Source organism: Tenacibaculum bernardetii, from assembly GCF_029125915.1.
GTDB classification, from domain to species: Bacteria; Bacteroidota; Bacteroidia; order Flavobacteriales; family Flavobacteriaceae; genus Polaribacter; species Polaribacter bernardetii.
Map to the genome: position 1 here is coordinate 31,317 of NZ_JAQJCU010000006.1, position 13,693 is coordinate 45,009.

The 13,693-nt window shown below is 32.2% G+C and carries 11 protein-coding genes; 4 read left to right on the forward strand and 7 right to left on the reverse strand.

The window, feature by feature from the left end; all coding sequences use genetic code 11:
* Together P2G10_RS06355 and folK are read left to right on the forward strand one after the other, a co-directional pair.
* The gene (locus P2G10_RS06355; RefSeq protein ID WP_275315732.1) at positions 1 to 2,235 is read left to right on the forward strand and encodes a polyribonucleotide nucleotidyltransferase; all 2,235 of its coding nucleotides are present in this window, start codon (positions 1 to 3) and stop codon (positions 2,233 to 2,235) included.
* A 290-nt stretch (positions 2,236 to 2,525) separates the two neighbouring features.
* Positions 2,526 to 3,656: a 2-amino-4-hydroxy-6-hydroxymethyldihydropteridine diphosphokinase gene (gene folK / locus P2G10_RS06360; protein WP_275315733.1), complete on the forward strand. Its 1,131-nt coding sequence runs from the start codon at positions 2,526 to 2,528 to the stop codon at positions 3,654 to 3,656.
* A gap of 31 nt (positions 3,657 to 3,687) precedes the next feature.
* On the opposite strand, the gene gldC is transcribed toward folK, so the two are convergent.
* Complete coding sequence (gldC, locus tag P2G10_RS06365; RefSeq protein ID WP_218771432.1) at positions 3,688 to 4,023, reverse strand: gliding motility protein GldC; 336 nt, start codon at positions 4,021 to 4,023, stop codon at positions 3,688 to 3,690.
* Positions 4,023 to 4,985, reverse strand: coding sequence for a gliding motility lipoprotein GldB (gldB, locus tag P2G10_RS06370; protein ID WP_275315734.1), 963 nt, complete (start codon positions 4,983 to 4,985; stop codon positions 4,023 to 4,025). The genes gldC and gldB overlap by 1 nt, the downstream gene beginning before the upstream one ends.
* A gap of 95 nt (positions 4,986 to 5,080) precedes the next feature.
* Here gldB and nadE point away from each other — a divergent pair, with 95 nt between their 5' ends.
* Positions 5,081 to 5,869, forward strand: a complete 789-nt coding sequence (nadE, locus tag P2G10_RS06375) for an NAD(+) synthase (RefSeq protein WP_275315735.1) — start codon at positions 5,081 to 5,083, stop codon at positions 5,867 to 5,869.
* A 205-nt stretch (positions 5,870 to 6,074) separates the two neighbouring features.
* Here nadE and dnaG read toward each other — a convergent pair whose 3' ends face one another.
* Complete coding sequence (gene dnaG / locus P2G10_RS06380) at positions 6,075 to 8,081, reverse strand: DNA primase (RefSeq protein WP_275315736.1); 2,007 nt, start codon at positions 8,079 to 8,081, stop codon at positions 6,075 to 6,077.
* A gap of 127 nt (positions 8,082 to 8,208) precedes the next feature.
* Between dnaG and P2G10_RS06385 the strand changes: the two genes are divergently transcribed.
* On the forward strand, positions 8,209 to 9,549 hold the full coding sequence (locus tag P2G10_RS06385) for a leucine-rich repeat domain-containing protein (protein WP_275315737.1): 1,341 nt from the start codon (positions 8,209 to 8,211) through the stop codon (positions 9,547 to 9,549).
* A 115-nt stretch (positions 9,550 to 9,664) separates the two neighbouring features.
* On the opposite strand, the gene clpX is transcribed toward P2G10_RS06385, so the two are convergent.
* The 4 genes from clpX to P2G10_RS06405 all read right to left on the reverse strand — a co-directional run bounded on the left by clpX (position 9,665) and on the right by P2G10_RS06405 (position 13,603).
* Positions 9,665 to 10,903 (reverse strand): ATP-dependent Clp protease ATP-binding subunit ClpX, encoded by a 1,239-nt coding sequence (gene clpX / locus P2G10_RS06390; protein WP_218771437.1) that lies wholly within the window; start codon positions 10,901 to 10,903, stop codon positions 9,665 to 9,667.
* A 94-nt stretch (positions 10,904 to 10,997) separates the two neighbouring features.
* The gene (gene clpP / locus P2G10_RS06395) at positions 10,998 to 11,657 is read right to left on the reverse strand and encodes an ATP-dependent Clp endopeptidase proteolytic subunit ClpP (protein WP_218771438.1); all 660 of its coding nucleotides are present in this window, start codon (positions 11,655 to 11,657) and stop codon (positions 10,998 to 11,000) included.
* 191 nt (positions 11,658 to 11,848) lie between these two features.
* Entirely contained in the window at positions 11,849 to 13,171 is a 1,323-nt protein-coding gene (gene tig / locus P2G10_RS06400; protein WP_275315739.1) for a trigger factor, read from the reverse strand.
* A gap of 84 nt (positions 13,172 to 13,255) precedes the next feature.
* Positions 13,256 to 13,603: a phage holin family protein gene (locus tag P2G10_RS06405; RefSeq protein ID WP_218771440.1), complete on the reverse strand. Its 348-nt coding sequence runs from the start codon at positions 13,601 to 13,603 to the stop codon at positions 13,256 to 13,258.
* Positions 13,604 to 13,693 lie beyond the last annotated feature (90 nt).

Here is a 13,693-nt window from a genome sequence, read left to right on the forward strand (position 1 = left end):
ATGATTCCAAAAGTATTTAGAGAGGTCATTGACCTTGGAGATGGAAGAACCATCTCATTAGAAACGGGTAAGTTAGCAAAACAAGCCCATGGTTCGGTTGTTGTTCAAATGGGAAAAGCAATGTTGTTATGTACTGTAGTATCTAGCTACAAAGCAGGAACAGTTGATTTCTTGCCATTAACGGTAGATTATAGAGAGAAGTTTGCAGCTGCCGGTCGTTATCCAGGTGGTTTCTTTAAAAGAGAAGCTAGACCAAGTGATGGTGAAGTATTAACAATGCGTCTTGTAGACCGTGTTTTACGTCCATTATTCCCAAAAGATTACCATTCAGAAGTACAAGTAATGATCCAATTAATGTCTCATGATGAAGATGTTATGCCAGATGCATTAGCAGGTTTAGCAGCATCAGCAGCTATTCAATTATCAGATTTCCCTTTCGAATGCCCAATTTCTGAAGCACGTGTTGCTAGAGTAAATGGAGAATTTGTAATCAACCCAAACAGAGCACAATTAGCAGAATCTGACATCGATATGATGATTGGAGCATCAGCTGATTCTGTAATGATGGTTGAAGGTGAAATGGATGAGATTTCTGAAGAAGAAATGGCAGATGCAATTAAATTTGCTCATGAATCTATTAAGATTCAGTGTGCTGCTCAAGTACGTTTAGCAGAAGCTTTCGGTAAGAAAGAAACAAGAGAATACGAAGGAGAAAGAGAAGACGAAGAAGTTGCTGCAAAAATAAATGACCTTGCATACGATAAGTGTTATGCTATCGCTAAAAAAGGAACCTCTAAGGCAGAGCGTTCTGCTGCTTTTGCTGAAGTAAAAGAAGAAGTAAAAGCTGCTTTTACTGAAGAAGAATTAGCAGATTATGGTGATTTAGTTGGAAAATATTTCAATAAATCTCAAAAAGCTGCTGTTCGTGAATTAACTTTAGCTGAAGGATTACGTTTAGACGGTCGTAAGACTGATGAAATTAGACCAATTTGGTGTGAGGTAGATTATTTACCTTCTACACACGGTTCATCAATTTTTACTCGTGGAGAAACGCAAGCATTAGCAACTGTTACTTTAGGAACATCAAGAGATGCAAATAAAATAGACATGCCATCTTACGAAGGTGAAGAGAATTTCTATTTACATTATAACTTCCCTCCTTTTTGTACAGGTGAAGCTAGACCATTAAGAGGAACGTCTCGTAGAGAAGTTGGTCATGGTAACTTAGCGCAACGTGGATTAAAAGGAATGATTCCAGACGATTGTCCTTATACAGTAAGAGTAGTATCTGAAGTATTAGAATCTAACGGTTCTTCTTCTATGGCTACAGTTTGTGCTGGTACGATGGCATTAATGGACGCAGGTGTTAAAATGACAAGACCAGTTTCTGGTATTGCTATGGGATTAATTTCTGATGGTGATCGTTACGCAGTTTTATCTGATATTTTAGGTGACGAAGATCACTTAGGTGATATGGACTTTAAAGTAACGGGTACTTCGGAAGGAATTACTGCATGTCAAATGGATATTAAAGTAAAAGGTTTAGGTTACGAAATTTTAGTAAATGCACTAAAACAAGCTCGTGACGGTCGTTTACATATTTTAGAGAAATTAACTGACACGATTGCTTCAGCAAACGAAGAAGTTAAAGAACATGCTCCTAAAATGATTAACAGACGTATTCCTAATGATATGATTGGTGCATTTATTGGACCAGGAGGTAAACATATTCAAGAATTACAGAAAGAAACAGGAACTACAATTGTAATTACTGAAGATGCTGTAACCGAAGAAGGAATTATTGAAATCTTAGGAACTGATCCTGCAGGGATAGAGGAAGTTATTACTCGTATCGAATCTATGCTTTTCAAGCCAACAGTAGGTAATGCTTACCAGGTTAAAGTAATTAAAATGTTAGATTTTGGTGCAGTTGTAGAATATATGGATGCTCCAGGAAACGAAGTTTTATTACACGTTAGTGAATTAGCTTGGGAACGTACAGAAAACGTTACTGATGTAGTAAATATGGGTGATGTTTTTGATGTGAAATATTTCGGTCAGGATCCAAGAACTCGTAAAGAAAAAGTTTCTCGTAAAGCATTGTTACCAAAACCAGAAGGTTATGTAGCAAGACCACCAAGGGATGATAAACGTTCTGGCGGACGTGATAACAGAAGCAGAGATAACCGCGGGCGTGATGACAGAAAACCAAGAGAACCTAGAAAAGAAGAGTAAAAATCTTTCCTATAAAATTAAAAAAAGGCAACCATATGGTTGCCTTTTTTGTTACCTTATTAACAGGGAGATCTTAGAGTTATAAACATCTAAAAAAACCACTAAAACTAGCAATATTTCAAGAGTTTTGTTTTTGACCATTCCCCAATAATCATAATAAAAACTATACTCTATAAAGAAATCCATATATAAAACAAATCTAATGAGCCTTACCCTACCTTATTTAAAATAAAAAAAGTATGTTTTTTTACTTATGTTGTTCTAGTTTTATTTTTCTTTGCAATCTACACATGAAAATACAACGAATAACATATTTATCAATAGGAACCAATAAAGGTGATAAGCTCGAAAACATTCAGAATGCAATTAATATAATTGCTGATAAAATTGGTGCTGTCCTTAAAATTGCTTCCGTATATAAAACACCTTCATTAGGTTTTGATGGTGCCGACTTTTACAATACCTGTATTAAAGTTTCTACTTATTTACCACCCGAAAGCTTAATTAAAAGTCTGCTTGCAATAGAGAGCGAATTAGGAAGAACTAGGAAAGATACAGGGGGTTATGCAGACAGAATTATTGATATCGATATTATTTTATTTGAAGATGAAATTATTTTCTCTAAAAATCTTATTGTACCGCATCCGCGGATGTTAGATCGAAAGTTTGTATTGGTTCCTTTAGTAGAAATTGCTAGAAATACCATTCATCCAATAGAAAAAAAGCATTTATATATTTGTTTAGAAAATTGTATAGACGATTCAGAAATCACACTTGTTAAAGAGCTATTAAAAAGACCAACTCCTATTACCGAAAAATATAATTACATTGCTATAGAAGGAAATATTGGAGCAGGAAAAACATCATTAGCTAATATGATGTCTGACGAATTTAACGCAAAAATCGTGTTAGAACGTTTTGCTGATAATCCGTTTTTACCAAAATTTTATGAAGATAATGAGCGTTATGCTTTTCCGTTAGAAATGAGTTTTTTGGCGGATAGATATCAGCAATTAACAGATGATTTAGCACAATTTGATTTATTTAAAAACTTTATTGTTTCTGATTACTACATTTTTAAATCTTTAATTTTTGCCCAAGTTACCTTGCAAAAAGACGAGTATAAATTATACCGTAAAATGTTCGATTTAATGTACAAAGAAATCACTAAACCTGATTTATATGTGTATTTATATCAAAATACAGAACGTTTATTAGAAAACATTAAAAAGCGAGGAAGAGATTACGAACAAAATATAGAAGCTAGTTATTTACAAAAAATACACGATGGTTACAGCAACTTTATAAAAACAGAACCCAATTTAAATATTTTAATTATAGATGTTTCTGATTTAGATTTTGTGAACAACACTGAAGATTATGACCTTATCATTAATAAAATAAAAAAACATACCGTATAAAAAAAGCGAGCTTAATAGCTCGCTTTTTTTATTATTTTTTCAATTCTAATTTTTCTGCAAAGTAATCACAAAAATCTCGCATGGTTGCCCCCATTTTAGCATCGTCTGTAGCTCTTTCAAATGACGCTGCCATAGACACTAATGTTTGATGATAAAACTGCTTCATCTCATCAACAGGCATGTCTTTTGTCCAAAGATCCATACGCAAAGTATCTTTTTTCTTATGATCCCAAACCGATAACATGATTGCCTTAGAAGGTTCGTTATCAATTCCGCCATCTTCGGCATTCCATGAAATTTCTTCAGGAACTTTATTCTCGTCTAACCCTACCTTAAATGTTATTTTAGAAGTGTGCTCTATCGCCATTATTTCTTTGGTTTATATTTTGAATTCTTGAAGATTTCCTCTTCGTTTTTTTGTAATAATTCTTGCAAAGATACGTCATTCTTTTGCATGTACGAACGTACAATCTGCCAACCAATAAACTCCCCTATTCTACCTGGGGATTGATTGTCTTGCTCCATATAAAACTTAGAAAAAGGGGCTATATCTATAAAGCGTTTATCTAATTCTTTATTGGTACTATACAACATATCTTTTTCAATAAAATATTTCCAAATATGTTCTTCATTACTTTTTGCCCAATCATATTTAACTTTAGAATAGCCTATTTTTTGATCATCAGAAACCATAGGTAAATAGGTATCTAACAAATACATTCTTTTTCCTTTTTGAATTATCTTATCAATAAAACTTCTTTGTTTCCCCGAAAACACTTGTGCATTTATGATTGCTTTTGCTACATCTACAATAATATGTTTTTTATCATTGTTTTGCTTTACATAAACCGGATAATCATTATAAAACCGATGATTTTCCCCAAGATAAGCATCTAAAGAAATTAACAATAAACTATCGGCATATACAATGCGATTATCATAGTCGATATTTGTTAACATTGTAATTACTCTCGGGCTTTTAAACTTCGGATTGTAATATTTTAAATGCTTAAAAAGTGATGTTAACTCAGCCTTTAAAGTATCTATGCTTTTATAAACTTTTTGAGTTTCATTAAACAATTCTCTTTCATCCTCGTTATTTATTTTATTCACCCAAACACTATCAGGTTGTCGCGGAAACAACAACGGATATTTTTTTTTTGTTTGATTTAAATCATTTGGAGTCGTTGTATAAAAATCAACATCAAATCGATCTATATTTACAACAACATCAATGTTAGAAGCATCAACTTTAAAATTAATAGCTGCCTCTTTTTTACAAGACATTAAACCAGAAACTAAAACACAAAGTGCTAAAATTTTTCTCATGAACTTTAGTATATTTACATTCAACATTACAACGTCGAAATTACTAAAATAGTTTATATCCTTTTTATATAAACCTTTATAAAATCTATCTAATTATGAATACACCTAAAGTTTCAGAACATATTGTACAATGGCTAAAAGAATACGCTACAAATTCTGGTGTTAACGGATTTGTAGTTGGTGTTTCTGGTGGTATAGATAGTGCTGTAACCTCCACTTTATGTGCAAAAACGGGTTTACCTACTTTATGTGTCGAGTTACCGATTCATCAGGCAGAAAGTCAAATAAACAGGGCAAATGAACATATTAAACAATTAAAAGAACGTTTTAGCAATGTTACGGAAGTAGAAGTAAATTTAACCAGTACTTTTGAAGATTTTAAAACCGTGGTTCCTAATGTTGAAAAATCAGCAAAAACCGATTTAGCCTTAGCAAATACACGTGCGCGTTTACGCATGACTACTTTGTATTATTTTGCAGGCTTACACGGATTATTAGTAGCCGGAACTGGTAATAAAGTAGAAGATTTTGGCGTAGGTTTTTACACCAAGTATGGTGATGGAGGTGTTGATTTAAGTCCTATTGCAGATTTAGTTAAATCTGAAGTATTTGACTTAGCTGCATATTTAGAAGTGCCACAATCAATTCAAAAAGCACAACCTACAGATGGTTTATTCGGTGACAGCAGAACAGACGAAGATCAAATAGGTGCGTCGTATGATGAATTAGAATGGGCAATGCAAATGCAAAATGAAGGTAAAAACAATGCTGATTTTTCTGATAGAAAACTAGAAGTATTTAAAATATACACTCGTCTTAATCGAATTAATCAGCACAAAATGGTCCCTATTCCTGTTTGCGAAATACCTAGTAACTTAAAGTAAATTAACCAACAGCATTTGTCGTTTAATCTTTTGATAGGCATGTTTTTTATGTCCGTTCGAAATTTTAAACGGCAACAGTAAAATCAATCTTAGTAGCTCAAAAAAACCTAGCAATTTTTTCATAATATCTTTTTTCTTTTTTTCGTAACGAAATTACTAAAAATAAATGATATTATAAAAAGGAGAAACACTTATATATTAATATCTAAACCACTCTGTTAAGTTTCTCGAATAATCGCTTTTTTAAATCGGTGTAATTAGAAATTTCTTCTAAATCGAGAACTGCATTTTGCGTTTGTACTTCGTGCATTATCTCTTTAATTTTTTCTTCAATTAAAACCCTTCTTAAATTTAACACAGCATCTGAAACTAGTTTAGGCAATATTTTTACCGTTTCTGTCACAAAAATCTCTTTTCGCTCCCAATCGCTTAAAGAATATTTTTCTTCATCCATTAAAATATTGGTTACTAAATTTGATATTTCTTGATTTTCATGCATTATTAATTGATCGATAGAAATTTTTTCATCTTGATTTAACTGATGCACTAATTGATAATAAGTTAATTTAAAAATTTCGTTGGCAAACTCAATTTCATCTTCTTGTAAATTTAAATAAAGCTCATTAGAAACCGTATTTTGATATTCTTCTTTTTCCATGACTGGGCGACCTTTTTCATCAACGCCATCAACCCAATTTACAAAATCGATTACTTCATTTCCGTACAACAACAATATTCTTATAATTTCTTTTTCTAAAATATTAAGCTGATCAATTTTCTGACGACCTTTTCCTCCTCCTTTTACAAGACCTAACGAAGCTTTTTCTTGTTGTGATGAATATTCCGCTTGCGGTTGATAAGAACTACTACCTTGACTCTGTTTATTAGAATTAGCCAATCCTTTACTTATCAACTGCGCTAATTCGCTAAACAAAACACGTTCAGAAATATCCATAATACGCGCACATTCTTGCACGTATACTTCTCGCTGAATGCCATCAGGAATTTTAGAAATACTGGTAACAATATCACGAATTAATCCTGCTTTTTTTACAGGATCATTCGCTGCATCTTCCATTAACAAAGACACTTTAAACTCAATAAAGTCTTGTGACTTTTCGTCTAAATATTGTTTTAATTCTTCTGTAGAATGTGCTTTTGCAAAACTATCAGGATCTTCACCTTCAGGAAAAGAAACTACTTTTACATTCATTCCTTGTTCAAGAATCAAATCGATACCACGAATAGAAGCTCTAATTCCGGCTGCATCGCCATCAAATAAAACGGTAATATTTTTAGTTAATCGATTTACCAATCGAATTTGATCGGAAGTAAGCGCAGTACCAGAAGAAGCAACCACATTTTCTACTCCCGATTGATAAAAAGAAATAACATCAGTATATCCTTCTACCAAATAACAGTTATCTTGTTTTGCTATCTCTTTCTTTGCATGATAAATTCCGTATAAAATTTTACTTTTATGGTATATATCACTCTCAGGAGAGTTTAAATATTTTGCTGCTTTTTTATCGTTGGTAAGTATTCTACCTCCAAAACCTAAAATACGCCCCGACATACTGTGTATCGGAAACATTACACGACCTTTAAAACGATCAAATTTTTTTATTTGTGGCCCGCCTTCCTTTACAATTGTTAAACCTGTAGATTTTAAATACTTTAAATCATAGCCCTTTGCTAATGCTGCATCAGTAAAATTAGTCCATTCATCCTTACAATATCCTAAATCAAATTTTTCGATAATATCTTCTCTAAAACCTCTTTCTTTAAAGTAAGACAATCCGATTGCACGCCCCTTTTGGCTGTTCATTAATACATCGTGAAAGTAATCTTTAGCAAATTTAGATGCCAAAAACATACTTTCTCTTTCGTTCAGCTGCTCTTTTTGCTCGTCAGACTGCTCGGTTTCTTCAATTTCGATGTTGTATTTTTTAGCCAACCATTTAATTGCCTCCGGATACGTGTAATGCTCATGTTCCATCAAAAAAGAAACTGCGTTCCCTCCTTTTCCTGTACTAAAATCTTTCCATATCTGTTTTACAGGCGATACCATAAAAGACGGAGTTCTCTCATCTGTAAACGGACTTAAGCCTTTAAAACTACTTCCTGATTTTTTTAATTGCACAAATTCACCTATCACCTCGGCTACTTGGGCGGCTTCAAAAACTTTTTCTATGGTTTGTTGGGTTATCATATAGGACTTTAAATACAGCTAGCAAATATACTAGTTTTAAATGCGTTTATGTTAATACAGAAATCTCTTACTCTTTTTACTTGTCTAAATCATATAAATATATAATTTTGCCACAAATTTACCTTTTATGAAAAAATTCACATCTTTATATATTATATTACTGTTAACTTTAAATGTAGTTGCACAAGAAACTATTATCATTCCTGATATTGGTTTGGAAGAATGTCTAATCGATTTAGGAATAGACTCTAACGGTTTAAACGGAAGTATTTTGGTTAGTGACGCAAGACATGTTGTTAACTTAAATGTAAACGACCCGATAACAAATAAACTTTTACCTAATGTACATTCGAAAATTAAAGATTTAACAGGTCTTGAAAGTTTTCCTAATTTAAAACGTATCGATTGCTTTGGTAATAATATTACTAAAATAGATTTATCTAAAAGTACCTCTATTACATTTTTAAACTGTAGTGATAACCAAATAGAGCGTCTTGACCTTCGTAATAATGTTGAGTTAATTTATGTGAGTTGTGATAATAATGAGTTAACAGAACTTATTCTTGGAGACAACAAAAATCTTGAAAGCCTATATTGCAGTTTTAATCGTTTAACCAACTTAGATGTTAAAGGGTGTACGAAATTAGAAAGTTTAGACACTACTAGTAATGAAATTGATGCTATTATTGTAAATGACAAACAGCTAAACAATATTCCACAAGCATGGTATAAAGACGAAACAGCTGCATATACAAGCAATGCCGGTTATACAGAAACTACCACCGTAGCTACTTCTACACCAAAAAGCAAACCAACGGTAACGCAACCTGTAGTAAAAAAAACTCTACCTGTACAAAATAATACTACTAAACAAACAGCTTCTAATTATTATGAAAAGTTTCAGCTTTCTGTAGTTACTGAGTATGACAAATTAGTTTTAACAGCTGCTCATTTACAAAGTAAAAAGGACGAATTACAACAACAATATAATTTAAATCCAGCTCAGTTAACTGAATGGATTAATAAATACTCTAGCTTATTAGTTTCTAATAACAATGTAGTTAAAAGCACAGATGTTGGCTTACCTCAAAAACACTCTGTTGCTTATTATTCTAAATTTAAGAAATCGGCTGTAGAAGAATATGAAAAGGCAATTTTAACACCTTCTTACTTACAAAGTAAAAAAGAAGAAGTGCAAAAAAAGTATAATTTAAATGCTGAAGAATTTACGCAGTGGATTAATTTACTTGGTGATTCTGCTCTTAAACCTAAAACTACACAACCACAAGAAACTGCAAAAAGTTATTACGAGAAGTTTCAAAAATCAGTAGCTAAAGAATATGAATACGCTGTTTTAAATGCAACACACATTCAAAATAAAAGAAGCGAAATACAACAAAAATATAATTTGACTACTGAACAACTTAATCAATGGATTAAGAAACACAGTAAAATTATATCGCACTAAAAATACTTTTACCTAAAACAAAAAAAGATCACATTTATTAAAATGTGGTCTTTTTTTTGTTTTATCAATAATTATTAATTCTGATGATAGTACTAATATATGCTTTTAACATAAATTACGAAACTGCTCTTAATTTCTTTAAAGCTGATTTTGTTACTTTAGATTCAGCATATTCTTTGGTTACCTTTAATTCCTTCTCATCTGAACTTGGCATATCAAACATTGCATCGGTTAAAATAGCTTCACACAATGAACGTAATCCACGAGCACCTAGTTTATATTCAATTGCTTTATCAACGATATAATTTAATGCTTCTTCTGTTAAGGTAAACTCAACATCATCCATAGCAAACAACTTTGTGTATTGCTTAATAATAGAGTTTTTAGGCTCGGTTAAAATAGCTCGCAATGTTTCTGCATCTAACGGATTCATGTAGCTTAATACAGGCAAACGACCGATGATTTCTGGAATTAATCCAAATGATTTTAAATCAGAAGGAATAATGTATTGTAACAAGTTACTTTCATCAACCTTGTCTTCATCAATTGAAGCGCTATAACCTACAGCTTGCATATTTAAACGCTTGCTGATAATTCTATCAATTCCTGAAAAAGCACCACCTGCAATAAATAATATCTCCTTGGTATCTACCTCAATAAACTTCTGATCTGGATGCTTTCTTCCTCCCTTAGGAGCAACATTTACTACAGATCCTTCTAATAGTTTTAATAAAGCTTGCTGAACACCTTCACCAGATACATCTCTAGTAATTGAAGGATTATCCCCTTTACGAGCTATTTTATCTATCTCATCGATAAAAACAATACCACGTTGTGCTTTTTCTACATCGTAATCTGCGGCTTGTAATAAGCGACTTAAAATACTTTCAACATCTTCACCAACATATCCTGCCTGTGTTAAAACTGTAGCATCTACAATAGAAAAAGGTACGTTTAACATTCTAGCAATTGTACGTGCTACCAATGTTTTACCGGTACCCGTTTCACCCACTAAAATAATGTTCGACTTCTCTATTTCAACCTCATCTTCTTCGTCTTTAGTTTGTAACAATCGCTTATAGTGATTATATACAGCTACCGACATTCCTCTTTTTGTTTGGTCTTGCCCGATTATATACTGATCTAAAAAAGCTTTAATTTCTTTTGGCTTTTTTAATGTTAAATCTTTCGATAAACCATCTGTTTTAGCTTCAGTTACTTCTTCCTCTACAATACCGTGAGCTTGCTCTATACATTTATCACAAATATGGGCATCCATACCAGCGATTAATAAATCAGTTTCTGGCTTTTTACGCCCACAAAAGGAACATTGTAAGTTTTCTTCTTTCGACATTTTATGTTACTTTATAACGTCATAACGAGTTTTACAACGTAATCTCTTTCTAAAAGAGAAATTACGTTACTCTGTTCGTAATAACAGTAATGTATTATTTTCTTGTTAAAATTTCATCTACCATTCCGTAAGCTTTTGCTTCGTCAGCTTTCATCCAATAATCACGATCAGAGTCTCTATTTACTTTGTCAACTGTTTGCCCTGAATGATTTGCAATGATAGTATACAACTCATCTTTTAATTTTAAAATCTCTCTTGCTGTAATTTCTATATCAGACGCTTGCCCTTGCGCACCTCCCATTGGTTGGTGAATCATAATACGAGAGTGTGGTAATGCTGAACGCTTTCCTTTAGCACCAGCACACATTAAAACAGCTCCCATAGATGCTGCCATACCTGTACATATTGTTGCTACATCTGGCTTTATAAATTGCATGGTATCATAAATTCCTAAACCTGCATAAACACCTCCACCTGGAGAGTTAATGTAAATTGAAATATCTTTACTAGCATCAACACTTTCTAAGAACAATAATTGTGCTTGAATTACATTGGCTACTTGGTCGTTAACACCTGTACCTAAAAAGATAATCCTATCCATCATTAAACGAGAAAAAACATCCATTTGGGTAATATTCATCTGACGTTCTTCCATAATATATGGCGTTAAACTACTTGTTATTTTACCTAAATATGTACTGTTTATTCCGTGGTGTTTTGTTGCGTATTTTTCAAATTCTTTTCCGTAATCCATTTTAAAAATGTTTTTTGGGTTATATGGTGTAAATATAAGAACTATTTCGTTAGTATATTGTTACCGTTTATGGCTAAAAAAACCTGAATTCACATTCAGGTTTCTTATGTTTTTTTATCTTTACTGAGGCATAATTAATTCAACCAATCTAGTTTTTAATAAATAGATTGCTTCGTTCCTCACAATGACATTTATTTATATACTTCTTTGATGAAATCTTCGTAAGAAAGTTCTTTCGAATCAAAGCTCATATTCTCTTTATAGAAACCTAATAATTTTTGGCTAATTAATTGAGATTGTAATTTCTGAGCTTCTTCTTGGTTTTGTAATACTCTACCAGCGATATCGTCTAACTCTTTTTCTTCTGGATTCATGTTACCAAACTGTGCCATTTGCGAACGGATAAACCCTTTTGCATAATCCACTAATTCTTTATAATCAATCTTAATATCGTTATCTTTCATTACCTTTCCTTCGATTAATTGGTAACGTAAACCTTTTTCAGATTTATTATATTCTGCTACAGCTTCATCAGCAGTTAATTGCTTTTCTCCTGCAGTTTGTAACCACTTTTGCAAAAATTCAGTAGGCAACTCAAATTTTGTATTCTCTACTAAGTTTTCAGTAATTGCATTTAATAATTGCTGATCTGCTTGTTGTTGAAATTGCTTTTCAGCATCTTCTTTAATTTTATCTTTTAACTCAGATACTGTGCTTACACTTCCGTCAGCAAATAGTTTATCAAATAATTCTTTATCTAATTCTGCGGCTTCTGTTTTTGTAACTTCTTCTATTGTAAAAGTAACAGCAACGTCTAAACCATGAACCGCTTCGTGAGCAACACCTAAGGCATCTTGCAACTTGTGCTCATCTTCAAATAAACTCTTTGTTTTTAACTCTAATACATCACCAACTTTAGCACCAACAAACTTCTTTAAGTTTGTTTTACCTTTAATATCTTTTACAGAAATTGTTGATTTTTTATTAATCTCCTCAGCTTCGTTTACAAACGTACCAGTAATGTTAGCTTCTTCTGTAGCTGCATCAATAGGTGAAATCTTACCGTAACGAGTTTGAATATTTTCAATTTCCTTAGTTAATAACTCATCCGTTGCGATGATATTATATTGCGTAACCTTATTTTTAGGCTTTAAGTTTACATCAAACTCAGGAGCTAATCCTAATTCGAATTCAAAAGAGAACTTCTCTGCATCCCAGTTAAAATTATCTTCTACTCTTGGTAATGGGTTTCCTAAAATATCTAATTTTTCTTCTGCTAAATATTTATTTAACGATTGTTGTAAAAGCTTGTTTACTTCATCAATCATTATTGATTTTCCGTATTGCTTCTTAACCATTCCCATTGGCACTTGACCTTTTCTAAATCCTGGAATGTTTGCTTTTTTACGGTAATCTTCTAATTGTTTTGTTACTGTAGCTTGGTAATCTTCAGCAACTATATCAACTTTTATAACTGCGTTTAACGCATCTACGTTTTGTTTTGTAATATTCATCTTAAAATCTGTTTCTTTAAAATCGGGTGCAAAATTAGTTTATTTTTACCTTTTCTGCAAAAGGTTTAACTCTTTCGTTTTCAGCTACATCTTATCTTCATCTAGTAACGAAAACAAGAACGATCTGAATACTGATAACAGCACACTAAATAAAAGTGCTGTAAAAAATCCGCTTACTGCAAAGCCAGTAACTAAGCTACTTGCTAGCATTATAATAATGGCATTAATTACAAATAAAAACAACCCTAACGTTACAATAGTTGCAGGCAATGTAAAAAACACTAATAACGGACGTACAAACATGTTTAATAACGAAATTACTACAGCTACAATTATTGCTGTTACATAACTTGTTACAACCACACCTGGTAATACACTTGCTAATATGATAACTGCCAACGCAGTTAGCAATAATTTTAAAAATAGTTTCATTACTTTTATGTTTTACTGATAAAAAGCGATAATCATACCAAAATCAAAAAACTGCAGTTTTGTCAGTCTTAAAAATAAAACTACTCACAA